Below are 25,922 nucleotides of genomic sequence, written 5' to 3'. Positions count from 1 at the left end.
GTTCGCGCTCAGCCTCCCGGCGGCCCGAACAGGGCGCGCAGCTTCGCGCTTGCGCCGCCCGCTTTCCAGGCGTCGCCCAGCATTGCGATCCATTCGCCCAGCGCGATCCGGATCGGGTTGAAGGACGGGGTGCCGCCGACCAGGCCGAAACGGAGCGGTTGATCCGTGGGACGCTCGGCAAAGGTGCCGAACAGGCGGTCGAACACGATCAGGATGCCGCCGTAGTTCCTGTCGAGACATGGCTCGTTGCAGGCATGATGTACGCGATGATGGCTCGGCGTGTTGAGCACCCATTCGAGCACGCCGAGCTTCGGCGTGAAGCCGCTGTGGATGAAGAACTGATAGAGCAGGTTGATCCCGAGCATCGCCACGATCGCGAGCGGGTGAAAGCCGATCAGAGCCAGCGGCAGGAAGAACAGGAAATTGCCCGAGATGTTGCCGGTCCAGCCGAGCCGGATCGCCGCCGTCAGGTTCAGTCGCGTCGTCGAGTGATGCACCGCATGGGTCGCCCACATCCAGCGAATCCGATGCGAGGCGCGGTGCTGCCAATAGTACAGAAACTCGCTGCCAATGAATAATCCTGCGAGCGCAGGCGGAGCGGTCTGCTCGAAGTCGAACAGCCGGTGTTCGTACAGGAAAGCGAACGGCACGGCGAGAATACCGGCCTCGATCGCACGGAGCAGGTTCTGTCCCAGCGCGACGCCGAACGAGGCGACGCTCTCGCGCCAGTCGTGGGTGTCGTGGTGTGCGAGCCGGCCGATGCCATATTCGAGCAGCATCAGGCCGATCGCAGTTGCCAGGATCACACGCCGAATCGTCGGATCGAGCAGGAGAGAAGCATAGGCCACGACGTCCTCCTATTTCGGGGCGACGCCGGCGCTGACGGCGCCGTCCCGCAGCGCTTGCGCGCGAGGCAGCGCCTGTGCGCAGGACGAGGTGAGCTGGCCGGCATGGGATTGCAGGCAGGCCAGGATGCGTCCGCCACCCGGCGCGACGTTGCTGCAAAGGCCCTCATAATCGGTACGGCAGGCCTGCATGACGGTACGCGCTTCGTTGCGCATCTGCGGCGTGATCTGCGTTTGCAGCTGGCTCTGGGCCCATGCGGAGGTCGAGGCGCCGAGGACGACGATGGCCGCAGCTTGCGGCAGGGCACGGACGATTGATGTCATGGTGCTGATCCTTTCTGGTCTGTTTCGATGGACCGTCGCCGCCCCGGGGTAGATGCGGCGACGGTCCGCCCGCTCAGCGCGAGACCGTGCCGGTGCGGGTGTAGGTGTTCCCGGCAGGACCGGTGCGTGTGGCGCTACGCGTGCAGCTGCCATTGGCGCAGCTGCCGCTCACGGTGACGCTCGAGGTGCCGCGCGGCCCGCTCGCCGTCGCCGACCGCGTCCAGGCATTGGCATCGGCTGCCGCGGCAACCGAGAGGGTGCCGATGACGAGTGAGGTCAGGAAGAACTTGGTCATGGTCGTCGTCTCCTTGTGGGGGCTGCCGTAAGCGGAGCCACGGGAAGAGACTGGTCGGGCCGCGTCTGCGGCGCATTGCCGGCACGAAACGATTGTTATGGCTTTGTCGGCCTCGTGTAACACTATGTAACAAGAGGGCCCGCGCCCTTGCTTGACGCCGACCGTTGCCCACAATGCGGTCATGAACACGCAAGCAGCCACGATTCTCATGGTGGAGGACGACCCGGAGATCAGCCGCCTCGTCGCCGACTTCATGCGGCGCGAGGGGTTCGAGATCGCCTGCGTCGCCGACGGCAAGGCGATGGACTCGATGCTCCAGCGCCTGCGGCCCGACCTCGTCATCCTCGATCTGATGCTGCCGGGCGAGGACGGGCTTTCGATCTGTCGTCGCTTGCGGGCGGACGATTCGCTTCCGATCCTGATGCTCACCGCCAAGAGCGAGGAGATCGATCGTGTCGTCGGTCTCGAAATGGGCGCCGACGATTATCTGACGAAACCGTTCGGGCCGCGCGAGCTGCTGGCGCGCGTCCGTGCCATCCTCCGTCGTGCCGGCGGGGCACCGGTAAAGCCTCTGCTTCGGCGCTTTGCGTTCGACCGCTTCGTCATCGATCTTGATTCGCGCAGCGTCGAGACCGTCGAGGACCCGATCGCGGCGCTGCAATTGACCAGTGCGGAGTTCGATCTGCTCGGCTGCTTCGTGCAGCGCCCGCGCCGCGTGCTGACCCGCGACCAGATCCTCGACTGGACGCGTGGACGTTCGGCCGAACCGTTCGACCGCACCGTGGACATGCTGATCTCGCGGCTGCGCAAGAAGCTCGACGGCGCCAGTCCCGGCTCCAACCTGATCACAACGGTGCGCAATGGCGGCTATCTCTTCACCACGAACGTGAAGCAGGTGTCGTGATGCTGCGCGTGACGCTCGCCGCCCGGCTGGCTCTGATCGGACTGGTCGGATTCACGGTGGTGGTCACCGTCGTCCTGGCGATCTTCTATCGAACCACGGTGCACGAAAACGAGCTGACGCGGCCTTCACCGGCGCGGCTCGATGCGCTGGCAACGCTGCTCGAGCGCATGTCCGGCGACGCGCGGCAGGCCGTTCTCGATGCGGTGTCGTCGCCGCAATTCATGGCGCGGATCGTGCCGTCGGGCGCGCCGGTTGCCGGCGAGACGCCGCCGCAGCAGGCACAGTTGCGCGAGACCTATGCAGCCGGCCTTGCGGGCCGCGCGGTGGAGATCGTATCTCCGCCCGATCATCGCGCCAGCCGTCTGTTTCCCCGTCTCGCACGGCTGATGGCCAATGCCGTCGAATTCCGCATCGGACTGCGCGGCGGCGATCTTCTCATCATCGATGCCTATACCCGCCTGCCGGTGACCCCGTTCGGCCTGCCCGTCGGCTTTGGCGCCGGCCTGTTCGGCTCGATCGTGGCGCTGCTGGCGCTGATCGTCATGCAGCGCGAGACGCGACCGCTGGCGCAGCTCGCCGCGGCGGTCGATCGGGTCGATCTGTCGGCCGATCCTCCGACGCTGCCGGACGCCCGCCGCAGCGCGCCGGAAATCCGCGCCGTCATCGCCGCGTTCAACCGCCTGCAAGGCCGCCTCGCCGAGATGTTGCGTGCACGCATGACGCTGGTCGGGGGCATCGCCCATGACGTCAGGACGTTCGCGACCCGGCTGCGGCTACGGGTCGAGCACATCGCCGACGATGCCGAGCGACAACGGGCGGTCGCCGACATCGACGACATGATCCGGCTGCTGGACGATGCGCTGCTGTCGACGCGGGCCGGCGCCGGCGGCCTGTCACAGGAAATGGTCGAGCTCGCTGCGCTGATCGGCGTCGAGGTGCACGACCGGCGCGTTCAGGGCAAACCGGTCGACCTGGTGACGGACGAGCGCGGCCGGAATGCCGTCGTGCTCGGCGACCGGCTGGCGCTGCGGCGGATCTTTGCCAACATCATCGACAATGCGCTCGCCTATGGCCACGCTGCGCATGTGCGAGCCGCGACGAAGGACGGTGCCTTCCTCGTGTCGATCGACGATGAAGGGCCCGGCATTCCCGCCGATCAACGCCAGACCGTGCTGGAGCCGTTCCATCGGCTGGAGAAGTCGCGCAATCGCGCGACCGGCGGCGCGGGCCTCGGCCTCGCGGTGGTGCGCAGCCTGGTCGAGGCCCATGGCGGAACGATCGAGATCGCCGCGACCCCGGGCGGAGGCACCCGCGTCAACGTCGCGCTGCCGGTATTTCGGCCGGCGTGAGACTCAGGCCGCCACCACCGCCGGGATCGGCAGCGCCGTCACCGACTTGATCTTCTCCATCGCGAAGCGCGAGGTGACGTTCTTCAGCGGCACGGCGCTGATCAGCTTCTTGTAGAACACGTCATAGGCCTGCATGTCCGCGACCACGACGCGCAGCATGTAATCGACGTCGCCGGCCATGCGATAGAACTCCATCACCTCGGGCATGGCGCTGACGGCTTCGGCGAACCTTTTCAGCCAGGCGTCGGAATGGTCGGAGCTCTCGACCGACACGAACACGGAGATGCCGAGCCCGATCTTGTTCTGGTCAACCAGGGCAACCCGCTTGATGATCACGCCGTCGGCCTCCAGCCGCTGGATACGCTTCCAGCAGGGGGTCGAGGACAGGCCGACGCGGTCGCCGATCTCGGCGACGGACAGCGAGGCATCCTCCTGGAGTACCATCAGGATTTTGCGGTCGATGGCATCGAGGCGGCGGCTGGTCTCGGGGATCTGGACGGCGACATCAGTCATTTGAAGAACGTTGTTCCATTTCAGGGGCTGATTTCCCTGATATAGAGAAAATCTTTCCACAGCAAGCCCATAATCTCGGCGCGACAGTGGAGCTGCCCCAGGGTCAGCTGCGCAAAAGCTCTTCAATTTCAACACGTTGTGGGGCGGCCTGGCCACCGCCATGGCGGGTGCATTTCAGCGCTGCGGCGGCCGCGGCGAATCGCAGCGCCTCCCGGACCTCCGCGCCCTCGGCGAGGCGAAGCGCGAAGGCGCCATGGAAGACGTCGCCCGCGCCGAGCGTATCGACCGCCTCGACCGGGAAGGCCGGGGTCTCCTCCAGTTCGCCTGTCTCGTTCAGCCAGATCGTGCCGCGCGGGCCGCGGGTTGAGGCGAGGAAGGCCGGCGTCAGCTGCGCGAGGCGCCTCAAGGCCTCGCCGTCATCTGTGATACCGGCCGTCTCCTGCACCTGTTCGCTGGCGAACAGCAGGTGCGAGGCGGAGATCAGCAGGCCGTCCTGCAACGACATCGCGCGGTCGACGCCGACGATGACGGGAATGCCGCGCCGGCGTGCTTCGGTGCAGAGGGAGATCGCGAACTCCGCACAGCGGCTCTCGACCAGGACAGCCCGGCAGTCCTCGAGCAGCGTGTCGTCATCGGGCAGCTTGACCGTCCACAGCGCGGGATCGCGATAAATCGTCAGCGTCCGCTCACCTGTCGCGTCGATGATGATGGCAGATACGGGCGTGCTCACATCGGGCATGCGCACGATATGGCTCGCCTCGATGCCTTCGGCGGTCATGCGATCGAGGATAAAGCCGCTCGACATCTCGCGCGCATCTCCCATCGGTCCCGTGAACGCGGCGCGGCCGCCAAGTCGCGCGACCGAGATGGCGGCATTGAGCGCATTGCCGCCGCAGATCTCGGCGAGATGCGTGGCGTTGGCCTTGCTGCCGCGCGCGGGAACGGCCTCGACCCGAAAGGTGAGGTCGCGCACGGGAATGCCGATGCAAAGGATGCGCGGCGCGGCCTTCGGTAGCGCCATCGGCGGTCAGCTCTTGTCGTGGACCCAACGGCCGAGCAGGTGGTGGGCGATGGCGAAGGGATGCGGGCCGGCGAGCCCGTCCGGATGCGTCCGCGTCAGCATCAGGGCGGCCTCCTCGCGCGTGAACCAGCGCGCGTCCTCCAGCTCCATGCGGTCCACGACGATGTCCTCGCTCACGGCCCGCGCGCTGCAGCCGATCATCAGCGACGACGGATAGGGCCAGGGCTGCGTCATGTAATACTGCACGTCGGTGCAGCGAATGCCGGATTCCTCCAGGATCTCGCGGCGCACCGCGTCCTCGATGGTCTCGGCGGCCTCGACGAAGCCGGCGAGGCAGGAATACATGCCGGGGGGAAACTGCTTCTGGCGGCCGAGCAGGCACTTGTCGCCGGAGGCAACGTGCATGATCACGACCGGATCGGTGCGCGGAAAATGCTCGGCCTTGCACGCCGGACAGTCGCGCTTCCAGCCGCCTTCCTTCATCGCGCTGCGCGCGCCGCAATTGGCGCAATAGCCGTGGCGCTGGTGCCAGCTCACCATCGATTTCGCCATCGCGATCGCCGAGAGCTCCTCGGGCGGGATCGCGCCCTGCATCGCCATGCCGCGCAGCTCGGTCACGGTGTAGTCCTCGGGCCCCACCAGCTTCTCGGCGGCGGCCTGCGCCAGGCCCATGCCGAACACCGCGGCGCCGTCACGCAGGCCGAGAAAGATGGTGCCGGGATTGGCGCCGCACTTCAGGGCCTCGTCGATCGAGAGCAGCGCGCGAATCTTGTCGCCCTCGCGCTTGACCAGCAGCGAGTCGCGATAAACGACATAGGCGCGTGAAGTCGGCTTCTGTTCCATCGCGAACAGCTTCTCATCGTCGCGGCGGAGATGCGCGGCGCGATCGAGGATGTTGGTGACGAAGGCGGGCTGTCCTAGCGGAAAGGCGTCGAATGCTGACATTATATTCTTTCAACCCAACCAGATCTTGCGGCGAAGCGCGCTGATGAAATTCTGAACTTCTGCCGCGTCGTGCGCCAAGGGCGGCATCACGCCCCAGACCGGCCGCGGCCAGGCGGCATCGCTGGTGCGGCGCGCGATGATGTGAACGTGAAGCTGCGGCACGAGGTTGCCGAGCGCGGCGACATTGAGCTTGTCGCATTTGGTGATCTCCTTCAGGGCGCGCGAGACGCGGGAGATCTCGGTCATCAACTGCGCCTGCTGCACCTCGTCGAGATCGATGATCTCGACCGCATCGGGGCGCCGCGGCACCAGCAGCAACCAGGGATAATGCGCGTCCTTGATGACGAGCACCTTCGACAGCGGCAAATCGCCGATGTCGATGGTGTCCTCTTTCAGGCGGGAGTGCAGCGACCAGGCGGGATCAGACATAGGTGTTTCCGAATGCCCGATGGGATCGGGCTTGTTCGGCACGAGCATACGATAGGCAGTTGGCAAGGGGAAGGTTGGCGGCTCCGCTGCTTACGCATACACGATCGTCGTCCCGGACAAGCGTCAGCGCAGACCCGGGACGACAGCTGAGTTCGTCGCGCGACCGGCGGCTCACGCCTCCGCCAGCACCCTTGCGTTAGAACGAACCGAGGCTTCGCTGACGCGGATGCCGAGGCCGGGCCCGTCGGGCACCACGACATGGCCGCCGCGATTGGCGATGCGCTCTTCCAGCACGTCCTCGGTCAGCACATGATGCGGCATGTAGAACTCGCAGCCGAGCGAGATGCCCGGCGTTGCCGCGATCAGCTGCGTGCCGGCGGCCAGCCCAATGCCGCCCTCCCACAGCGTGCCGCCATAGCCGGGCAGGCCGGCGATGTCGGCGATGGCCATGATCGCCTGCGCCTCGAACAGGCCGCCGGCCTTCATCAGCTTGATCGAGACGGCGTCGGCCGCCTCGCGGCGTACCACCTCCATCATGTCGCGGCGATCGAAACAGCTTTCGTCGGCGAGAACGGGCGTCTCCAGCGCGGCGGTGAGCTGCGCCATCACGTCGAGATATTTGCGCGGCACCGGCTGCTCGATGAAGGTCGGAACGAACGCCTCGACATCGCGCAGGATTTTTATCGCGCCGAACGGTGCCAGCGCCTGGTTGTAGTCGACGCGCAAGTCCACCTTGTCACCGAATTCCTTGCGGATCGTCTCGAGATGATCGAGGTCCTCGCGATGCGATTTCACGCCGGTCTTGACCTTGTAGATGAAATTGCCGTCCGGAACCATTTTCCGCATGCGCTCGAGGTCCGCAGCGAAATCCGGATCGGCGATCGAGAAGGAGAGGGGAATGGTGTCGCGCACGCGGCCGCCGAGCAAATCGGCGACCGACAGCCCCGACGATTTGCCGACGATGTCGAGCAGCGCCATCTCGACCGCGACTTTTGCTTCCGCGTGTCCGACCAGCGCGCGGTCGAGCTCCGCCATCAGCGCGCGGATGCGGCGAACCGGTTTGCCCAGAACAATGGGCCGCAAATAGATGTCGAGCGCGGAGAACGCGGCCTCAGGTGTTCCCGTGAAGACCTCCCACGGCGCCGCCTCGCCCCAGCCGACCACGCCGTCGCTCGAGGTCAGCTCGATCAGCACGCGTTTCACGGTGCCCTTGACGTTGCCGACGCCCTGCAGGCGGGCCATCTTGATCGGGCTCTCGATCAGGAACAGCCTGATGCGCTCGACGGTTGCTTCGCTCATGTCAGGCCTCCATTGACGTGCCAGACCTGGCCGGTGACGTAGGACGCCTTCGGTGATGCCAGGAAGGCGATGATTTCTGCGACTTCCTCCGGACGGCCGCGGCGGCGCATCGGGATCAGCGCTTCGGTTGCGGCGATCTGCTCGGGCGAAAGCCGGCTCTCGCTCGGTCTGTCCTTGACGATGAGGCCCGGCGCCACCGCGTTGACGGTGATGCCGTCGCCCGCGAGCTCGATCGCGGTGAGGCGCACCAGCGCTTCCAACGCGGCGCGGCTCGCGGCGGTTGCTGCGAAGGGTGCGAACTCCGGACGGATCGCATGCGCCACGAAGGACGATACGGCGACGATGCGCGAATCCTGCCCCGTACGCAGTAGCGGCAGCGCGGCCTCGACCATGCGCGTGAACGCCAGCGCAGATTCATCCATGGCCTGGCGGAATTGATCCGCCGGCGTGCCGATCGCGCTGCCGCGGCGGGCGTGGCCGCCGACCAGAATCAGTCCGTCGAGCCGGCCGAAGGCGGCTTTCGTTGCAGCGATGGCTTCAGTGACGGCTGCTTCCTCGGCGAGATCGCCGAGGCATTTTGCAACAAGGGCGCCCTTCGCTTCGGCTGCCGCAGCGGTGGCGTCGAGACCTTCGGCGTTGGAGCGTGTGTGCAGCAGAAGCGCCGTGCCGGGGACGGCAAGCAGCTTTGCCGTCGCACGGCCGATGCCGCTGGCGGCGCCGGTGATGAGATAGACTCGGTTGATATCGGACATCACGATGCCGGTGTGGTCGGCGGCAATGCGCCGGTGCGGTGGAAATGGCTGAGGAAGGCGCGCGTTGCGGCTTCCATTGGGTTGTCGATCACCTGCCGCGCGGGGCCTTCCTCGACGACGATTCCGTCGCGCATGAAGATCAGGCGGTCGGCAACCTCGCGGGCGAAGGCGATCTCGTGGGTGACGATCACCATGGTCATGCCTTCGGACGCCAGTTGCTGGATCACGTTCAGCACCTCGCCGACGAGCTCCGGATCGAGCGCCGAGGTCGCCTCATCAAACAGCATGACGTCAGGCTCCATGGCGAGCGCGCGTGCGATCGCGACGCGCTGCTTCTGGCCGCCCGAGAGCGTCGCCGGATACTGGTCCGCCTTCTCCGCAAGGCCGACCTTGGCGAGCTGCGCCCGCGCAAGCTTCTCGGCATCGGCCTTGGCCATGCGCCGCACCGTGACCGGCCCTTCCATCACGTTCTGCAGCGTCGTCATGTGCGGAAACAGGTTGAAGTGCTGGAACACCATGCCGGTGGTGGCGCGGAATTTTGCCAGCGTCTTCACGTCCGGGAGTTTTGCGCCGTCGCCGAAGGCAAAGCGCGTGTCGCCGACGCGCACGCTGCCGCCGTCGGGTACGACCAGCAGATTGATGCAGCGAAGCAGCGTCGATTTGCCTGATCCCGAGGGTCCGATCAGCGCGACGACGCCGCCCTTGGCGACGTCGAGATTGATGTTCTTCAGGACCTCGTTGCTGCCGAAGCTCTTGCGTAAGGCTCGGATCTCTATCTTTTGCGTCTCGCTCATTCGCTCACCGCCAGTCGCTTCTCGCCGCGGCGGACGAGGATGGTGAGCGGGATCAGGATCGCCGCATAGGCGACTGCGACCGCGGTGTAGGTCTCCAGCGGCCGGTAGCTGTCATGGGCGGCGACCTGGCTCTGGTAGACGAGGTCGGGCACCGCCAGCACCGAGACCAGCGAGGTGTTCTTGAACTGGATGATCGACTGATTCATCAGCGCCGGGATCATGCGCTTGATCGCCTGCGGCAGCACGATGCGCCGCATGCTCTGTCCCGGCGTCATGCCGAGCGCGGCACCGGCTTCCGACTGGCCTTTGTCGATCGAGATGATGCCGCCGCGAATGATCTCCGAATAGAACGAGCCGCCATAGAGCGAGAGCGCCAGCGCAGAGGCCGTGATCGGCGTCATCTCGACGCCGGCGAGGATCGGCAGCGCATAATAGAACCAGATCAGCTGCACCAGGAGCGGCGTGCAACGGAACGCTTCGATGAAGGTGAGGGCGAGAAGGCGCACGGGCTTGAAGCGTGACAGGCTGCCGAACGCGCCGAACAGGCCGAACACCAGGCCGAGCACGACGATCACCACGGTAAAGCCGACGGTGACGCCAAGCCCGTTGAGAAAGAGCCAGCGATAGCTCCAGAGGATGCCGAAGTCCCACTGATACATGCGTGCTTAACTCAATCGTGGGTGCCGTTTGCACCGTCATTCCGGGGCGCGACGAAGTCGCGAACCCGGAATCCAGAGATTGTAGCGCGAGATCCCGGGTTCTCGCTTCGCGAGCCCCGGAATGACGGGTGAAACTTACAACGACACGCCCGGCGGAATGTCCGCTTCCGTCACGCCTACCAACTCCATGTTGGTGATGATCGCGTTGCGGATGAAGCCGAGGCCCTTGTTGAAGTCGATCCAGGTGTTGACGTAGTCGCGCCAGGTCTTGTCGGCCTCGCGGCGGAAGCCGGCATTGGACGTCGTCGCAAAGATCGGGGTCGGCAGCACGAGCTGGCCGAGCGAGGGGTTCTTCTTCAGCACGGTCAGCGACAGCATCGTGATCAGGCATTGCGCGTCGACGCGGCCGGTCTGCAGCGCGGCGGTGGCGTCGTCGGCGGTCTTCAGCCGCGTGATCTGCGCCTTCGGCGTCAGGCGGCTGACGACCTGGTCGTGCGAGGAGCCCTGGTCGACCGCGATCTTGATGTCGGGCGAGTTCAACTCCGCCCAGCTCTTCGGCTTGAAGTCCTTCTTGCAGAGGATGGCGAAGGCGTTGTTGAAGACCGGCACCGAGAAGTCGATCACCAGCGCGCGCTTCGGGGTCGGGTTGAGGCCGAAGAAGATGTCGATCTTGTTGGCCTGCAGATCGAGCACCGAATTGCCCCAGGTGGTCTCGGTGATCTCGAGCTCGGCCTCCATGTCGTCGGCAAGCCCCTTGGCAATGTCGATGTAGAAGCCCTTCCACTGGCCGCTGGACAGATCCTTCATGTAATAGGGCGCGCCGCCGCCGACCGCGCCGATCCGCATCTTCTTGGTCCGGCGGATGCGGGCGAAGGTCGATTCGTTCGGCTCGGCGGTCTGGGCCACGGCGGGCGCGGCCAGCGCAGCCGCGGTCATCGCGCCAAGTCCGACAATCGATGCAACATCACGACGTGTAACCATTGGGATCACTGCTCTTCTGGTTGGACGGGTTCCGTCAGCGTTCTTAGCAAGGTGGTCCCATCGGCGAAAGCACAGCCTATCGGCTGGGCAGGCCGGCAATTGCCCGGATGCTGGGCAGGACCAACCTGATCCGGGCGATACCCGCTTGCTTTCCGGCTCCTTTGGCCCCAAATAGGGACCGGGAGATTGGCGGTGGACGAGCCACTCGCCAACCGGGTCAGGTCCGGAAGGAAGCAGCCCTAACGAGGTCCGGATCGGGTCGCTCGTCAGTCTCCTACCTGTTTTTCGAGCGAACCAGCGCCGGCGGCACCAGCCGCCAGCGCGCTCCTTTCCGCAAAAGCCGGCCACGAGACATTTCATTGCGGATCGACTGATGACCGACGCTGGCGCCCCTCCCAACCCCGATAGCGCCGGCCCGGCCGGCAACGCGCCGTACCGGGTGCTTGCGCGCAAATACCGCCCCTCCAGCTTCGACGATCTGATCGGCCAGGAGGCCGTGGTCCGCACCGTTTCCAATGCGTTCGAAACCGGGCGCATTCCGCAGGCCTGGATCCTTACCGGCGTCCGCGGCGTCGGCAAGACCACCACCGCGCGCATCCTGGCCCGCGCACTCAACTACGAGATGCCGGATGGTTCGGTGAAGGGGCCGACCATCCACATGCCGACGCTGGGCGTGCATTGCCAGGCGATCATGGAAAGCCGGCACATGGACGTGCTGGAGATGGACGCGGCCTCGCACACCGGCGTCGACGACGTCCGCCAGATCAACGACAGCGTGCGCTACGCGCCGGCCAGCGCCCGCTACAAGGTCTACATCATCGACGAAGTCCACATGCTGTCGACGGCGGCGTTCAACGCCTTCCTGAAGACGCTGGAGGAGCCGCCGGAGCACGCCAAATTCGTGTTCGCGACGACCGAGATCCGCAAGGTTCCGGTCACGGTGCTGTCGCGCTGCCAGCGTTTCGACCTGCGCCGCGTCGAGGCCGACGTGCTGATGAAGCACCTTGCCAATATCGCCACCAAGGAAAACGTCGAGATCGAGCCGGAGGCACTCGGCATCATCGCGCGCGCCGCCGAGGGTTCGGTGCGCGATTCGCTGTCGCTGCTCGACCAGGCGATCGCGCATGCGGCAGGCACCGTGAAGGCCGATGCGGTCAGGCAGATGCTGGGCCTCGCCGACCGCACCCGCGTCATCGACCTCTTCGCGTCGCTGGCACGCGGCGACATCGCGGCTGCTTTCAAGGAGTTCCGTGATCAGTACGATGTCGGCGCCGATCCCATCGTCGTGCTCTCGGACCTCGCCGAATTCGTCAATTTCGTCACCCGCGTGAAGATCGTGCCGGCGACCGCCGACAACGTCGCCTATGGCGAGACCGAGCGCGTGCGCGCCAAGGAGTTCGCCGCGAAGATCTCGATGCGCGTGCTGTCGCGGATGTGGCAGATGCTGCTCAAGGGCATCGCCGAGGTGCAGGCCGCGACGCGTCCCGCCGCCGCCGCGGAGATGGTGCTGGTGCGCATCGCCTATGTCGCCGACCTTCCGACACCCGACGAAGCCATCAGGATGCTGGAGCAGAACGGCGGCGGCTCGCCGGTCGTGAGCGGCGGCAGTGCTGCGCGCAGCAGCGCGCCGGCCGCGCCGATGGCCTCCGCAGCGCCGGTTTCTGCCGCGCCTGTTCGCATGCCGACATCGTCGCCATCAGCGTTCGGCGGTGGCGCCCGGCCGCAGATGGCCGCGCCCGCCCCGGATCCGCAAGGCGCCGCGCCGCAACTGCGCATCACGAGCTTCACCCAGCTCGTTGCGCTCGCGGGCCAGAAGCGCGACCTCATGACCAAGGGCGCGCTCGAAGGCGACATGCGCCTCGTCCGTTTCGAGGAGGGCCGGCTGGAGGTCGCGCTCGAGCCCAACGCCTCCAAGACCATGATCTCCGAGCTCGCAAAGAAGTTCGAGCAGTGGACCGGCCGGCGCTGGACCATCATCGTGTCGAACGAGCAGGGCCAGCCGACGCTGCGCTCGGTGAACCAGGCTGCCAAGCAGGAGCATGCGCGTACCGCTGAGGCCGATCCGCGCGTGCAGGAGGTGCTGTCGCGTTTCCCCGGCGCGAAGGTCGTCGAGGTCCGCAGGCTTGCCTCGGAGACGCCGGAAACCAATATAAACACCGACTATGGCAGTGATGATCCGCCCGACGGTTCCGACGCCGACGACGATCTCTGAGCCGACCTTTTCAAGGACAGACACCGATGGCTGATTTTCTCGGCATGATGAAGCAGGCGGCGCAGCTGCAATCCAAGATGCAGGAGATGCAGGAGCAGCTCGCCAACGTGGAAGTCGAGGGCATCTCCGGCGGCGGCCTCGTTGCCGTGCGCATGACCGCGAAGATGGACGTCAAGGCTGTCAAGATCGATCCCTCGCTGATGAAGCCGGAAGAGCGCGAGGTGCTGGAAGACCTGCTCGTCACCGCCATGGGCGATGCGCGCCGCAGGGCGGAGGCTGCGATGCAGGAGAAGATGCAGGCTCTCACCGGTGGGCTCGGCCTGCCGCCGGGGCTGTTCGGCCAATAATATGGGCGCTGTTGCAGGTCCTGAAATCGAGCGGCTGGTCCAGCTGCTCGCCCGGCTGCCGGGCCTCGGTCCGCGCTCGGCGCGGCGCGCCGCGCTGCATCTGATCAAGAAGCGCGAAGCGCTGATGATGCCGCTGTCCTCGGCTCTGCAGGTCGCGCTCGACAAGGTCGAGGTCTGCAAGACCTGCGGCAACATCGACACGCAGAATCCCTGCACGGTCTGCACCGATCCGAAGCGCGATCCATCCATCATCGTCGTCGTCGCCGACGTCGCCGACCTCTGGGCGCTGGAACGGGCCAACGCGACCCAAGGGCGCTATCATGTGCTGGGCGCAACATTGTCGCCGCTCGACGGCGTCGGCCCGCAGGATCTGACCATCGACGCGCTGGTTGCACGCGCGCATGCGGCCGAGGTGCACGAAATCATCCTGGCGCTGAATGCGACGGTCGACGGCCAGACCACGGCGCATTACATCACCGACCTGCTTCAGGACGCCAATGTGAAGGTGACGCGGCTCGCCCACGGGGTTCCCGTCGGCGGCGAGCTTGATTATCTCGATGAAGGTACGCTATCGGCAGCGATGCGGCAGCGGACCCTGTTCTAGCCATCCCATAGATCTCACGGAACGGACGACATGACGAAACTCTTCGCCACACGATTGGCATTGGTCGCGACGATGGCGATGCTGGTGACCCCGGCCATCGCCGCGCAGCAGGGTGACGACACGCCGCCGCCGTCCAAGCCCGGCAAGCCGATCAATACCGGCGACGTGCTGTCGGGCGAGCTTAACGCGATGAAGGTGCGCGACGTCAAGAAGGCGGGCAAGCGGATCGCGATGTACCAGATCACCTCCGAGCCGCGCCGCCTGCCGGCGCCGAACGGGCTGTGCAATCTGGAGACCGGGCCGGAGACCTTCCAGCTCGTCACCTCCAGCGACGCGCAGGCCACGCAGCTGAAATCGTTCGTCGGCAAGGAAATCTCCGTGAAGGTCGACGAGATCGCCTGCGCCAGCGATGCCGGTCAGATGAGCGAAGCCGTGATCACGAAGTGGAGCATCATCAGGAAGCAGTAGGCTTCGATTCCGGTGTCATCGTCCGTGAAGGCGGGCGATCCAGTACGCCGCAGCTTCTCGGTCAATCACAACTGTCTCGGAGTACTCGATGCCGCGCCTTCGCGGGGCATGACAGCGAGTGGCGGCTACACCCTCACCGGCCCGAGCGCCTCGAAATGCCCGCGCCTCTGCAGCCAGGCCAGCAGAATCAGGCTCGGGATCGCCACCAGCACGCAGATCACGAAGAACAGCGGCCAGCCGGTCGCAGCCGCCACGAATCCCGCGCCTGACGAGAGATAGGTCCGCCCCACCGCCGCGAGCGCGGTGAGCAGTGCATATTGCGTTGCCGTGTGCAGCGGGTTCTGACACAGCGCCGAGAGATAGGCGACGAAGATCACGGTACCGATGGCGCTGGTGAAATTCTCGGCGCAGATGGCGAGCGCCAGCGCCCATTGATTGGTGCCGACGATGGCGAGCCAGGAGAAGGTCAGATTGGCCAGCGCCTGCACCACGCCGCCGATCCAGAGCGATGCCGCAAGCGGATAGCGCCGCGCGACGAAGCCGCCGGCAAATCCGCCGATCAGGGTCGCGGCGAGGCCGACGCCCTTCACGATGGCTGCATAGTCGTTGCGGGTGAAGCCGAGGTCGATCACGAACGGCGCGGTCATCGTGCCGGAGAAAGCGTCGGTGAACTTGAACAGCACGACAAAAGACAGCGCGGCGAGCGCGTCTTTCCTCGACAGGAACTCCGAGAAAGCCCCGATCGCCGCGTGCAGCACGCGCGCGAACGCAGTCTCCGTTTTCGTCGCGGCTTCAGCCCGCTCCGATTGCCCGGGCTCGGTTGCGGCCAGCGCCGTGATCGTGCCGATCAGCACCATCGCCGCCATCACCACATAGCCCCACATCCAGGCCGATTGCCGCGGAATGCCGGTGCCCTCGAAGCCGGAGACGATGAACAGCGCGCCCGCGGTCGAGACCAGCATGCCGATCCTGTAGGCGGCGACGTAAGCCGCCATGCCGGCGGCCTGCTCGCTCTCCGGCAGGCTCTCGACGCGGAAGGCGTCGACCACGATGTCCTGTGTCGAGGACGTGGTCGCCACCAGCAGCGCGCCCAGCGCGACGTAGAACGGCGAGCGCGCGGGGTCGGTCATGGCCAGCAGCAGGATCGCGACGATCAGCAAGAGCTGCGAGAACAGCAGCCAGCCGCGCCGCCGCCCGAACGCGCGGGTGAACAGTGGCACATGCAGCGCGTCCACCAGCGGTGCCCACAGGAATTTCAGCGTGTAGGGCGTGCCGACCAGCGCGAACAGCCCGATGGTCTTGAGGTCGACCCCGGCCTCGCGCATCCACACCAGCAGCGTCGAGCCCGACAATGCCAGCGGCAGGCCGGAGGAGAAGCCGAGGAACAGCACGATCAGCACCCGCGGCTGCAGGTAAACGGCAAGACTATCGCGCCAGGAGGTCGCAGGAGCGGCGGCGGGGGAGGTCGCGTCGGGTGCGGTCATGGGGCGGTGTTAGCAGATTCTGGCCGTGATGCCTCTGCTACAAAACTCGTCATGCCCGGGCTCGTCCCGGGCATCCACGTTCCCGGTGCGGCTGGAAGGTCGTGGATGGCCGGGACAAGCTCGGCCATGACGGTGTGGGCTCTACTCCCCCGCCTGAAGCTTTCTCGGGAACAGCTCCGGCGCGCCGGTTGCCACCAGCCGCGGGCCTTCCGCCGCATCGCTCTTGCTGAAATCAAGCTCCTCGATGCGGCCTGCGCGCTTTTCGATCTTGTCGGCGGAGATCAGGATCTGGCGGACGTCCTCGTTCGCATCGGAAAAATGCTTCTGCAGTTTGACCACGCGATCCCTGAGACGACCCAGGTCGTCGCCGAGCTTGATCACTTCGGTCTGGATCTGGTCGGCGGCATCGCGCATGCGCGCGTCCTTCATGATCTGCTGCATCACCTGGATTGCCAGCATCAGCAGCGAGGGCGACACCAGCACGACGCGGGCGCGGTAGGCCTTCTGGATCACGTCGTCGAAGCCGTCATGGATCTCGGCGTAGACCGATTCCGACGGCACGAACATCAGCGCCATCTCCTGGGTCTCGCCGGTGACGAGATATTTTTCGGCGATGTCGCTGACATGCTTCATCACGTCGCCGCGCAGCCGCTGCGTGGCAACGCGCTTCTCCTCGTCGGTGCGGGCGTCATGCAGCGCCGTCATCGCCTCCAGCGGGAATTTCGCGTCGATGCAGAGCGGGCGCTGGTCGGGCAGGAACACGACACAGTCGGGCCGCTTGCCGGTCGAGAGCGTGAACTGGAACTCGTAGGCCCCCTTGGGAAGGCCATCCTGGACGATCGCCTCCATCCGCGCCTGGCCGAAGGCGCCGCGCGATTGCTTGTTGGCGAGTACGTCTCGCAAGGTCGTCACCTGCGTGGTGAGATCGGTGAGGTTCTTGTGCGCGCTGTCGATGATGCCGAGCCGCTCGTGCAGTGCGCGCAGGCTCTCCATGGTGTTGCGGGTCGAATGTTCCATGGACTGGCCGACGCGATGGGTCACCGAATCCAGCCGCTCGTTGACCGCCCGCGCCATCTCGGCCTGGCGTCCCGCCAGTGCCTGGGTCATGGCGTCGACCCGGCCGGAAGACTCGCTCTGGGCGCGCAGCACCTCGCTCAAGCGCTCCTCGAGCTCGTCGGCCCGGATCGCATGTGCCATCGCGAGTTCCGCGCCGCGCCGGCCGGACCGCGCGATGACGATTGCGATGGCCACCAGCAGGATGAGGACGAGGGCCCCGAAGCCGATCAGCGCATCGACGGTGCGCACCGGCCATTCGCCCAGCATGAAAATGATCTCGTTCATGGCGCCTTGTAGCCGATTCGCCGGGCTTTAGCGAACGAAGGGAGAACGTACGCGGTTAATGGTCCCCTAATTTTTATGGTTAACAAAAGACGAAGTTTTATGGTTAGCGAGGGGTTAACAGGGTTCCTGGCCGCATTGACCGCATCCGGCCTGGGGCTTAAATCGCGGCCATGGCCCTCAGAGAAATCATCATCCTGCCCGACAAGCAGCTGCGTCTGGTCTCCAAGCCGATCGAGAAGGTCACCTCGGAGATCCGCAAGCTTGCCGACGACATGTTCGAGACCATGTACGACGCGCCCGGCATCGGCCTGGCCGCGATCCAGATCGCGCAGCCGCTGCGGCTGATCACCATGGACCTCGCCAAGCGCGACGAGAACGGCGAGACCAAGCCGCTGCCGCGCGTCTTCATCAATCCCGAGATCATCGCCTCGTCCGAGGAGCTGTCGGTTTACGAGGAAGGCTGCCTCTCGATCCCCGAATATTACGAGGAGGTCGAACGCCCCGCGAAAGTGCGCGTGCGCTTCACCGATCTCGACGGCAAGGTGCACGAGGAGGACGCCGAAGGCCTCTACGCCACCTGCATCCAGCACGAGATCGATCATCTCAACGGCGTCCTGTTCGTCGACTATCTGTCGAAGCTCAAGCGCGACCGCGTGATGAAGAAGTTCGAGAAAGCCGCCAAGCGCGCGGAATAAAGCGACACGTCTCCAGCCGTCATGGCCGGGCTTGACCCGGCCATCCACGCCTTGCTTCCTTCTCGGCCAAGAACGCGGATGCCCGGGACAAGCCCGGGCATGACGGAGAACCAGAACTCTCACCCGAACGCTGCCACATGCCCCTTCGCCTGATCTTCATGGGCACGCCCGATTTCTCCGTGCCGACGCTGCTCGAGCTCGTCGCGCACGGCCACGAGATCGCAGCCGTCTATACCCGCGCGCCGAAGCCGGGCGGGCGGCGCGGCCTGCAATTGCAGCCGACCCCGGTCGAGGAAGCCGCGCGAAAACTCGGCGTGCCCGTGCTGACGCCAAAGACGTTGAAGACCGAAGAGGCACTTGCCGAATTCCGCGCGTTCGAGGCTGATGCCGCTGTCGTGGTCGCCTACGGCATGATCCTGCCGCAGGCGATCCTCGATGCGCCGAAACTCGGCTGCTACAATCTGCACGCCTCGCTGCTGCCGCGCTGGCGTGGCGCGGCGCCGATCAACCGCGCGATCATGGCCGGCGATGCCGAGAGCGGCGTCATGGTGATGAAGATGGATGTCGGCTTGGATACCGGCGACGTCGCCATGGCCGAGCGGCTTGCCATCACCGACGGCATGACCGCGCTCGATCTGCATGATCGCCTGTCGCGGTTAGGCGCCGATCTCATGGTGCGCGCGATGGCCGCGCTCGCCCGCGGTGGGCTCCAGCTCAGGAAGCAGAGCGAGGAAGGCGTCACCTATGCCGCCAAGATCGACAAGGCCGAGGCGCGGATCGACTGGAGCAAGCCGGCGCGCGAGGTGCTGCGTCACATCCACGGCCTCTCGCCGTTCCCCGGCGCCTGGGCGGAGCTGGAGAATTCGCGCGTCAAGATCCTGCGCTGCGAGCTGGGACAAGGCGCGGGCGAACCGGGCGCGGTGCTCGACGATCAGCTCACCATCGCCTGCGGCGAAGGCGCGATCCGCATCATCGAGCTGCAGCGCGAAGGCAAGGGCCGGATGCAGGCCGCGGACTTCTTGCGCGGCACGCCGTTGAAGGCGGGAGCGAGGTTCAACTAGTCAGCGATGCCCCGCTACAAGCTCACCATCGAATATGACGGCGCGCCGTTCTTCGGCTGGCAGATCCAGGACACGCTGCCCTCGGTGCAGGGCGCGCTGGAGGCGGCCGTGAAGGCGATGACCGGTGCGGATTTGCGCGTGCACGGCGCCGGCCGAACCGATGCCGGCGTGCATGCGCGCGGCCAGGTCGCGCATGTCGACGTCGACAAGCCATTTCCGCCGGGCCGTTTTCGCGACGGGCTCAATGCGCATCTGCGGCCGCACCCGGTCGCGGTGCTGGAGGCCGAGATCGTGCCTGATAGTTTCGAGGCGCGCTTCTCGGCGGTGAAGCGGCACTACCGCTATCGCGTCATCAACACCCGCGCCAATCTCGCCCTCGACATCGGCCACGCCTGGCGCGTGCCGCGCAAGCTCGATGCCGACGCGATGCATGCGGCGGCGCAACGCTTGCTCGGCAAGCACGATTTCACGACGTTTCGCGACACCGAATGCCAGGCCAAGTCGCCGGAGAAAACCCTCGACCAGCTCGACGTGACGCGTGATGGCCGCGAGATCATCATCGTTACCTCCGCGCGCTCGTTCCTGCACAGCCAGGTGCGCTCGATGGTGGGCTCGCTAGTCTGGGTCGGCGAGGGCCGCTGGACCGCGGATGATCTCTCCGCAGCGCTTGAAGCCCGCAACCGCGCCGCATGCGGCATCGTCGCGCCGCCGGACGGGCTGTATCTGATGAAGGTGGATTATTAGGGCCTGATACCGCCACGGATGTTATGCCCGGGACAAGCCCGGCATGACGGCGGAGGGCTGGGCGATATAGGGGCCTACCCAAAATACCGCGTCAAAATCCCGCGATAGACCTTCGTCAGCTTCTCCAGATCGGCCACCGGCACGCGCTCGTCGACCTGGTGCATGGTCTGGCCGACCAGGCCGAACTCGATCACCGGGCAGTAGCTCGAAATGAAACGCGCATCCGACGTGCCGCCTGACGTCGACAGCTCCGGCTTGCGCCCGGTCACTTCCTCGATCGCGGACACCGCGAGATCGGTGAACGGGCCGGGCTTGGTCACGAACACGTTGGAGTTCGAGGGCTCCCAGACGATGCGGGCCTTGATGCGGTTGCCGCAGGCCTTGGCGAGGCGCGTCTCGACCAGTTCGCGCAAGCTCGCCTGGGTGTGGTTGTCGTTGTAGCGGATGTTGAATTTGGCGCGGGCCTCGCCCGGAATCACGTTGTTGGCCTTGTTGCCGACGTCGACCGAGGTGAATTCGAGATTGGACGCCTGGAACTGCGCGCTGCCATGGTCGAGCGGCTCGTCGCTGATGGCGACGATCAGCCGCGAAATATCCGGCACCGGATTGGAGGCGCGATGCGGATAGGCGACGTGGCCCTGCACGCCGTCGACATAGAGCGTGCCGGATTGCGAGCCGCGGCGGCCGACCTTGATGGTGTCGCCGAGCGTCTCGACATTGGAGGGCTCGCCCAGCACGCAATGATCGAATTTTTCGCCGCGCTCTGCCGCCCATTTCAACAGCTTGATGGTGCCGTTGATCGAGACGTCTTCCTCGTCGCCGGTGATCAGGAACGAGATCGAGCCCGCCCCGTCGGGGCGCGGCTTGCCGCCGTTGGCGGCCAGATGCTCCAGGACCGCCGCCACCGAGCAGGCGATGCCGCCCTTCATGTCGACGGCGCCGCGGCCGTGCAGGACGCCGTCCTTCACTTCGCCGGAGAACGCGCCGACGCTCCAAGCGCTCTCATCGCCCGGCGGCACCACGTCGGTGTGGCCGGCAAAGGTGATGTGCGGGCCTTCGGTGCCGATCCGCGCATAGAGATTGTCGACGTCGGCGGTACCTTCCTCGCTGAAGGTCACGCGGTGGCAGGTGAAGCCTGCGTCGCCCAAGGCTTTTTCGAGCACCCCGAGTGCACCGGCATCTTCAGGGGTTACCGAGGGGCAGCGGATGAGATCGCGGGCAATGGAGAGAGCATCGGTCATGCGCCCCGCTTAACATGCATGCCGCCGGGTGGGCTAGCACTGGGCGGGACAATTTCGAGCTCGCGGCTCTGGTCCCAGCCTTTCGCAGCCGGCGTTGCGGGCGTGGAATCGTTCTCGGTTTCGGCCAGCGGATCGGGGCCGAACCGGTTGGTACCCGACGTGCCGGGCACGATGAACATCTCGACGAAGCCCCACAGCCAAAGTGCGTAGCCGGCCCAGTCGAGCGGAGCGAACGCCGGAGGCAGCCGGTTCGAGAGGTGAAGCAGCAGGTTGGGGAGGAAAAAGAAAAGCACGATCCACCAGCCGCTCCTGCCGCGGTCGTGGAGCCGCTTGATCGCGGTCGCCAGATAAATCCAGAGGAATAGCGGCGTGCCGAAGCCCTTCAGGATCAGCGTCACGCGGTCGGTCGAGGCCAGCAAATGCCAGGCGCCGGGATCGACCACCCGAAAGAGGTCGTCGAGCCCGAAGTCAAAGTCGAACTCGATGCCGAGCCTGGCTGCGGATCTGGTTCCGTCGAGAAGACCGATGACGGGACTGAGGTTCTCCAGCACCGCCGCCAGCAGCGCGACGATCAGCAGCGCCTGCCACATCAGGGCGCGGTTGATGCGGCCGTCGAAGCGGAAGAGGTACGAGGTCCAGTCCATGGCGAAGGCTCCGGCGGAAAGGGGCCGCCCGGAAATTGGTCGCGATGGAGGCAGAGGGGGTTCGATACAGGATCAGGCCCGTCGCCCTTCGAGGGCCGCCGAAGAGGCGGCCACCTCAGGGTGACGGTTGGGGAATAGCACTCGTGGCGCAGCTCAGTCCCGCAGCAGCTCGTTGATGCTGGTCTTGGAACGCGTGCGCTCGTCGACGCGCTTGACGATGACGGCGCAGGCGGTGCTGGGGCCGATCTGGCCGTTCTTCATCGGCTTGCCGGGCAGCGCGCCGGGCACCACTACCGAATATTCGGGGACCTCGCCCATGAAGATTTCGCCGGTCTCGCGGTCGACGACCTTGGTCGAGGCGCCCAGGAACACGCCCATCGCCAGCACCGCGCCCTTGCGCACGATCACGCCTTCGGCGACCTCGCTGCGCGCGCCGATGAAGCAATCGTCCTCGATGATCACGGGCTCGGCCTGCAGCGGCTCGAGCACGCCACCGATGCCGGCGCCGCCGGAGATGTGCACGCGCTTGCCGATCTGCGCACACGAGCCGACGGTCGCCCAGGTGTCGACCATGGTGCTCTCATCGACATAGGCGCCGAGATTGACGAAGGACGGCATCAAGACGACGTTCTTGGCGATGAAGGCCGAACGGCGGACGACCGCGCCCGGCACCGCGCGAAAACCGGCGTCGCGAAAGCGGTTTGGGCCCCAGCCTTCGAACTTCGAGGGCACCTTGTCCCACCAGCTCGCCTTGCCGGGACCGCCGCCAATGACGTCCATGTCGTTGAGGCGGAACGAGAGCAGCACGGCCTTCTTCAGCCATTGATTGACCTTCCACTTGCCGTCGGCGCCGCGCTCGGCAACGCGCGCCTCGCCCTTGTCCAAGGTCTCCAGCGCCTGGTCCACGGCCTCGCGCACCTCGCCCTTGGTCGAGGTCGAGATGGTCTCGCGCGCGTCGAAGGCGCTGTTGATGGTGGATTCGAGGGCTGCAAGGGACATCGGGATTTCCTCTGAGAAACGGGAATTTTGATGGATTGGGGCGCTTTTTCGGGATTTGGAGGAGCGGAGTCAAGGCATACTCCACTGTCGTCCCGGGCTCGCTTCGCGCCCCGGGACGACACTATTCGTGGGACAGCCTGCCCAAAAACCCCGTCAGATCATCCGTGACGTGATCGACATGGGCGGCGTCCCGGCCCTCCAGTTCCCAGTCTTCCCGCACCACCTCCTTCGTTCCATCAGGCACCACCAGCACGGTGGTCATGCCAAGCTGATGCGGGACGGTGAGGTTGCGGGCGAGGTCTTCGAACATCGCGGCCCGGGTCGGGTCGACCGAATGGTCGGCGAGGAATTTCCGGTAGGTCTGCGCCGCCGGCTTCGGTTCGAACTCGGCGGCAATGATGTCGAACACGCCGTCGAAATGCGAGCCGAGCCCAAGTCGTGCCAGCACCGCGTCGACATGGTCGACCGAGCCGTTGGTCAGGATCAGCTTGCGCCCCGACAATTTTGCGATGGCTTCGCCGAGCGCCGGGTTTGGCTCCAGCGGCGAGTGGTCGATCTTGTGGACGTAGGCGAGATAGTCGTCGGCGGAAACGCCATGCAGGGTCATCATGCCGCGCATGGTGGTGCCGAAGCGCCGGTAATAATCCTTCTGGATCGCCCGCGCTTCCTCGGGGCCGACATTCAGCCAGTTGCAGACGAACTCTCCGATCCGCGCATCGACCTGCTGCCACAGATTGACGTGATGCGGATAGAGCGTGTTGTCGAGGTCGAACACCCAGGTGTCGACATGGCTGAAGGTGCGGGGTGGATTCATCAAAACCCTCTCGATCACGGCACCGCAAAGCGCAGCGTCTTGCCGCCGCTCGACATATCGACCGCGCCAAATCCCGTCGCCGCGAAGCCGCGCGCGCCGCAATCAGTCTGCTCGTTGGTCTCGAACTTGGTCTCGCGCGTGCAGAGCTGCCTGTCGCCGCCCCAGTTCAGCGGCCGGTCCTTCAGCTTGACGGCGCGGTTGTCGGCGTCGACGGCTTCCGCGAAGCTGAAGATCTGCTTCGGGGTGCCGGTCACATCAGGATGCAGGCAGGTCTTGGGATCGATGCGGTACCAGCCGCGGCTGGTCACGGACTTGCCGTCGTCGGTCGCGATCGCCGCCATCACCTTGTGCGGCGTGTCGTTGCACCAGGTGAGGCCGGTTGCAGACGGCGTCTGCACCGCATCGACCATGGTCTTGAAGAAGTTCGGCGAGCCCACGACGTCCGACGACAAGCCGCGGCTCTTCAGGAACGCGGCCAGCGCGCCTTGCGTCTTCGGCCCGTCGACGCCGTCGATCGGCGCGGCATCATAGCCTGCGATCACCAGCAGCCGCTGGATGCCGGCAAGGCGCGCCTGCTCGTCGTCATATTCGGAATCCTCGGCGAGATAGGCAACGAGGTTGCCGTCGGCGCCTTGCGTCGGCGTCACCTGCGTGAACGCGGCCTGGGCCTGGCCGCTGCGGCATTGCCGGGCCGCCGCAATGACGAAATTGTCCTGCGCGACACAGAGCGTATCGCTGCCGCTCTGCGGGATCGGGGAGGCGCCATAGACGCCGAGCGCGCGGGCGTGCAGCAGAATGCGGTCGGCGGTCAGCGTCCCCTGCACCACCACGCGGCAGGTGGCGGGATCGATCCTGAACCAGCCGCGCGTCGCGGTCGCCGCCTTGTCGTCGATACCGATCGCAGCCTCGACCACATAGGACATGCGGTTGCAGATCTTGAGGTCGGCGAAGGCGGGGGCGGAGGAGAAGAAGAACGAGACGGCCGCGGCCGGCAGCGTCATGAGGAAGCGGGTGAGGGCAGAGCGGCGGCGTTGCTTCGCTCCCGATCCGTCAGGCCCGGGCAAAAGCGCGGAGCGCATCTGGACGGGCAAGTCCCGGGCATCCACGTTCTCGGTGCGGGCCGAAAGATCGTGGATGGCCGGGACAAGCCCGGCCATGACGGCTTTCGTTTTTTGCTTCCGCATCACTTGTGGATCAGCGTGCCCGTGCCCTGGTTGGTGAAGAGCTCGAGCAGCACCGCGTGCTGCATCTTGCCGTCGATGATGACGACGCCTTCGACGCCCTGCTCCAGCGCGTAGATGCAGGTCTCGACCTTCGGGATCATGCCGCCGGAAATGGTGCCGTCGGCGATCAGCTTGCGGGCGTCCTTCACCGACAATTGCGGGATCAGCTTCTTCGACTTGTCGAGCACGCCCGGCACGTCGGTGAGCAGCAACAGGCGCTTGGCCTTCAGCGCGCCGGCGACCGCACCGGCAAAGGTGTCGGCGTTGACGTTCAGCGTCTGGCCATCCTTGGAGGTCGCGAGCGGCGCCAGCACCGGGATCAGCTCGTAGCCGATCAGCTGGTTGAGCAGCGTGAGATCGACCTTCTCGGGGTCGCCGACGAAGCCGAGATCGATCGCCTTCTCGATGTTCGAGCCCGGATCGATGATGGTGCGCGTCGTCTTCGACGCCTTCACCATGTTGCCGTCCTTGCCCGACAACCCCACGGCCTTGCCGCCGGCCTCGTTGATGTAACCGACGATCTGCTTGTTGACGGAGCCGGCGAGCACCATCTCGACGATCTCGATGGTCGCGGCGTCGGTGATGCGCAGGCCCGCTGCGAATTCCGATTGAATGCCGAGGCGCTTGAGCATGGTCGCGATCTGCGGCCCGCCGCCATGCACCACGACGGGATTGATCGCGGTCTGCTCGAGCAGCACGATGTCGCGGGCAAAATTCTTCGCGGTCTCCTCGTCGCCCATGGCATGGCCGCCATATTTGATGACGATGGTTTCCTCGTCATACTGCTGCATGTGCGGCAGCGCTTCCGACAGTATGCGGGCCTGGTCGAGCGGGGAGATGTCGGTCATGTCGCGGTCTCGCTGGCGGGACGGTCGGTGCGCGTTCTATCCGATTGGCGGGCGGGGCGCAAAGTGTGGCTGGCATGCGATCTCGTG

Annotated in this window: 29 protein-coding genes and 1 other RNA gene; 10 read left to right on the top strand and 20 right to left on the bottom strand. The window is 65.8% G+C overall.

Going from position 1 to position 25,922, the window contains the following annotated elements; genetic code table 11:
- Positions 1-8: 8 nt before the first annotated feature.
- From ML401_RS33280 to ML401_RS33270, 3 genes are all read right to left on the bottom strand, one after another.
- Positions 9-848, bottom strand: a complete 840-nt coding sequence (locus ML401_RS33280; protein WP_285808403.1) for a sterol desaturase family protein — start codon at positions 846-848, stop codon at positions 9-11.
- A 9-nt stretch (positions 849-857) separates the two neighbouring features.
- Entirely contained in the window at positions 858-1,169 is a 312-nt protein-coding gene (locus tag ML401_RS33275) for a cysteine rich repeat-containing protein (protein WP_249156562.1), read from the bottom strand.
- Between the two features lie 73 nt (positions 1,170-1,242).
- On the bottom strand, positions 1,243-1,464 hold the full coding sequence (locus ML401_RS33270) for a hypothetical protein (RefSeq protein WP_194404783.1): 222 nt from the start codon (positions 1,462-1,464) through the stop codon (positions 1,243-1,245).
- A gap of 181 nt (positions 1,465-1,645) precedes the next feature.
- Here ML401_RS33270 and ML401_RS33265 point away from each other — a divergent pair, with 181 nt between their 5' ends.
- Both ML401_RS33265 and ML401_RS33260 read left to right on the top strand, forming a co-directional pair.
- A complete protein-coding gene (locus ML401_RS33265; protein WP_285808401.1) occupies positions 1,646-2,368 on the top strand; it encodes a response regulator in 723 nt (240 codons plus the stop codon).
- Positions 2,368-3,717 carry a cell wall metabolism sensor histidine kinase WalK gene (locus ML401_RS33260; protein ID WP_211415604.1) on the top strand — a complete coding sequence of 450 codons (1,350 nt, stop codon included), beginning with the start codon at positions 2,368-2,370 and terminating at the stop codon, positions 3,715-3,717. Before ML401_RS33265 ends, ML401_RS33260 begins: the two co-directional genes overlap by 1 nt.
- A gap of 3 nt (positions 3,718-3,720) precedes the next feature.
- Here ML401_RS33260 and ML401_RS33255 read toward each other — a convergent pair whose 3' ends face one another.
- The 9 genes from ML401_RS33255 to ML401_RS33215 all read right to left on the bottom strand — a co-directional run bounded on the left by ML401_RS33255 (position 3,721) and on the right by ML401_RS33215 (position 11,110).
- Positions 3,721-4,230, bottom strand: a complete 510-nt coding sequence (locus ML401_RS33255; protein WP_025032510.1) for an Lrp/AsnC family transcriptional regulator — start codon at positions 4,228-4,230, stop codon at positions 3,721-3,723.
- Between the two features lie 103 nt (positions 4,231-4,333).
- Positions 4,334-5,251, bottom strand: a complete 918-nt coding sequence (locus tag ML401_RS33250) for a sugar kinase (RefSeq protein ID WP_285808390.1) — start codon at positions 5,249-5,251, stop codon at positions 4,334-4,336.
- Between the two features lie 6 nt (positions 5,252-5,257).
- A complete protein-coding gene (nudC, locus tag ML401_RS33245) occupies positions 5,258-6,196 on the bottom strand; it encodes an NAD(+) diphosphatase (RefSeq protein ID WP_285808388.1) in 939 nt (312 codons plus the stop codon).
- A gap of 9 nt (positions 6,197-6,205) precedes the next feature.
- Positions 6,206-6,625 carry an HIT domain-containing protein gene (locus ML401_RS33240; RefSeq protein ID WP_092220890.1) on the bottom strand — a complete coding sequence of 140 codons (420 nt, stop codon included), beginning with the start codon at positions 6,623-6,625 and terminating at the stop codon, positions 6,206-6,208.
- 171 nt (positions 6,626-6,796) lie between these two features.
- The gene (locus ML401_RS33235; RefSeq protein WP_259217903.1) at positions 6,797-7,924 is read right to left on the bottom strand and encodes a muconate cycloisomerase family protein; all 1,128 of its coding nucleotides are present in this window, start codon (positions 7,922-7,924) and stop codon (positions 6,797-6,799) included.
- Positions 7,921-8,676: an SDR family NAD(P)-dependent oxidoreductase gene (locus tag ML401_RS33230; protein WP_212065121.1), complete on the bottom strand. Its 756-nt coding sequence runs from the start codon at positions 8,674-8,676 to the stop codon at positions 7,921-7,923. Before ML401_RS33230 ends, ML401_RS33235 begins: the two co-directional genes overlap by 4 nt.
- Positions 8,676-9,470 carry an amino acid ABC transporter ATP-binding protein gene (locus ML401_RS33225; RefSeq protein WP_212065122.1) on the bottom strand — a complete coding sequence of 265 codons (795 nt, stop codon included), beginning with the start codon at positions 9,468-9,470 and terminating at the stop codon, positions 8,676-8,678. Before ML401_RS33225 ends, ML401_RS33230 begins: the two co-directional genes overlap by 1 nt.
- Positions 9,467-10,129 (bottom strand): amino acid ABC transporter permease, encoded by a 663-nt coding sequence (locus ML401_RS33220; RefSeq protein WP_194404775.1) that lies wholly within the window; start codon positions 10,127-10,129, stop codon positions 9,467-9,469. The genes ML401_RS33225 and ML401_RS33220 overlap by 4 nt, the downstream gene beginning before the upstream one ends.
- Before the next feature lie 135 nt (positions 10,130-10,264).
- Positions 10,265-11,110, bottom strand: coding sequence for a transporter substrate-binding domain-containing protein (locus ML401_RS33215; RefSeq protein ID WP_194404774.1), 846 nt, complete (start codon positions 11,108-11,110; stop codon positions 10,265-10,267).
- Between the two features lie 181 nt (positions 11,111-11,291).
- Here ML401_RS33215 and ffs point away from each other — a divergent pair.
- The 5 genes from ffs to ML401_RS33190 all read left to right on the top strand — a co-directional run bounded on the left by ffs (position 11,292) and on the right by ML401_RS33190 (position 14,741).
- An RNA gene (gene ffs, locus ML401_RS33210) (signal recognition particle sRNA small type) lies at positions 11,292-11,388 on the top strand.
- A 95-nt stretch (positions 11,389-11,483) separates the two neighbouring features.
- The gene (locus ML401_RS33205; RefSeq protein ID WP_212065124.1) at positions 11,484-13,322 is read left to right on the top strand and encodes a DNA polymerase III subunit gamma/tau; all 1,839 of its coding nucleotides are present in this window, start codon (positions 11,484-11,486) and stop codon (positions 13,320-13,322) included.
- Between the two features lie 26 nt (positions 13,323-13,348).
- A complete protein-coding gene (locus ML401_RS33200) occupies positions 13,349-13,669 on the top strand; it encodes a YbaB/EbfC family nucleoid-associated protein (protein ID WP_194404772.1) in 321 nt (106 codons plus the stop codon).
- A 1-nt stretch (position 13,670) separates the two neighbouring features.
- The gene (gene recR / locus ML401_RS33195) at positions 13,671-14,273 is read left to right on the top strand and encodes a recombination mediator RecR (RefSeq protein ID WP_194404771.1); all 603 of its coding nucleotides are present in this window, start codon (positions 13,671-13,673) and stop codon (positions 14,271-14,273) included.
- Between the two features lie 30 nt (positions 14,274-14,303).
- Positions 14,304-14,741 (top strand): hypothetical protein, encoded by a 438-nt coding sequence (locus ML401_RS33190; RefSeq protein WP_194404770.1) that lies wholly within the window; start codon positions 14,304-14,306, stop codon positions 14,739-14,741.
- Between the two features lie 125 nt (positions 14,742-14,866).
- Here ML401_RS33190 and ML401_RS33185 read toward each other — a convergent pair whose 3' ends face one another.
- Both ML401_RS33185 and ML401_RS33180 read right to left on the bottom strand, forming a co-directional pair.
- Positions 14,867-16,225: an MFS transporter gene (locus ML401_RS33185; RefSeq protein WP_194404769.1), complete on the bottom strand. Its 1,359-nt coding sequence runs from the start codon at positions 16,223-16,225 to the stop codon at positions 14,867-14,869.
- A gap of 141 nt (positions 16,226-16,366) precedes the next feature.
- Positions 16,367-17,566: a DNA recombination protein RmuC gene (locus ML401_RS33180; protein WP_285808379.1), complete on the bottom strand. Its 1,200-nt coding sequence runs from the start codon at positions 17,564-17,566 to the stop codon at positions 16,367-16,369.
- Between the two features lie 170 nt (positions 17,567-17,736).
- Between ML401_RS33180 and def the strand changes: the two genes are divergently transcribed.
- The 3 genes from def to truA all read left to right on the top strand — a co-directional run bounded on the left by def (position 17,737) and on the right by truA (position 20,066).
- On the top strand, positions 17,737-18,261 hold the full coding sequence (def, locus tag ML401_RS33175; protein ID WP_211415612.1) for a peptide deformylase: 525 nt from the start codon (positions 17,737-17,739) through the stop codon (positions 18,259-18,261).
- Between the two features lie 137 nt (positions 18,262-18,398).
- Positions 18,399-19,322 carry a methionyl-tRNA formyltransferase gene (gene fmt, locus ML401_RS33170; RefSeq protein ID WP_285808378.1) on the top strand — a complete coding sequence of 308 codons (924 nt, stop codon included), beginning with the start codon at positions 18,399-18,401 and terminating at the stop codon, positions 19,320-19,322.
- A 6-nt stretch (positions 19,323-19,328) separates the two neighbouring features.
- Positions 19,329-20,066, top strand: a complete 738-nt coding sequence (gene truA, locus ML401_RS33165) for a tRNA pseudouridine(38-40) synthase TruA (protein ID WP_285808376.1) — start codon at positions 19,329-19,331, stop codon at positions 20,064-20,066.
- A gap of 74 nt (positions 20,067-20,140) precedes the next feature.
- On the opposite strand, the gene dapE is transcribed toward truA, so the two are convergent.
- From dapE to argB, 6 genes are all read right to left on the bottom strand, one after another.
- On the bottom strand, positions 20,141-21,307 hold the full coding sequence (gene dapE / locus ML401_RS33160) for a succinyl-diaminopimelate desuccinylase (protein ID WP_285808374.1): 1,167 nt from the start codon (positions 21,305-21,307) through the stop codon (positions 20,141-20,143).
- Positions 21,304-21,951, bottom strand: a complete 648-nt coding sequence (locus ML401_RS33155) for a DUF805 domain-containing protein (protein ID WP_285808372.1) — start codon at positions 21,949-21,951, stop codon at positions 21,304-21,306. Before ML401_RS33155 ends, dapE begins: the two co-directional genes overlap by 4 nt.
- A gap of 153 nt (positions 21,952-22,104) precedes the next feature.
- Positions 22,105-22,950 carry a 2,3,4,5-tetrahydropyridine-2,6-dicarboxylate N-succinyltransferase gene (gene dapD, locus ML401_RS33150; RefSeq protein ID WP_194404762.1) on the bottom strand — a complete coding sequence of 282 codons (846 nt, stop codon included), beginning with the start codon at positions 22,948-22,950 and terminating at the stop codon, positions 22,105-22,107.
- 121 nt (positions 22,951-23,071) lie between these two features.
- Positions 23,072-23,764, bottom strand: coding sequence for a pyrimidine 5'-nucleotidase (locus ML401_RS33145; protein ID WP_285808371.1), 693 nt, complete (start codon positions 23,762-23,764; stop codon positions 23,072-23,074).
- A 14-nt stretch (positions 23,765-23,778) separates the two neighbouring features.
- Entirely contained in the window at positions 23,779-24,765 is a 987-nt protein-coding gene (locus ML401_RS33140; protein WP_259218680.1) for a DUF1036 domain-containing protein, read from the bottom strand.
- Between the two features lie 182 nt (positions 24,766-24,947).
- A complete protein-coding gene (gene argB / locus ML401_RS33135; RefSeq protein WP_194404760.1) occupies positions 24,948-25,835 on the bottom strand; it encodes an acetylglutamate kinase in 888 nt (295 codons plus the stop codon).
- Positions 25,836-25,922 lie beyond the last annotated feature (87 nt).

This window comes from Bradyrhizobium sp. 62B (assembly GCF_030272265.2).
In the GTDB taxonomy this organism is placed as follows: domain Bacteria; phylum Pseudomonadota; class Alphaproteobacteria; order Rhizobiales; family Xanthobacteraceae; genus Bradyrhizobium.
Note: the sequence above shows the minus strand (reverse complement) of the source record. Positions and strands in the feature narration are given on the sequence as shown.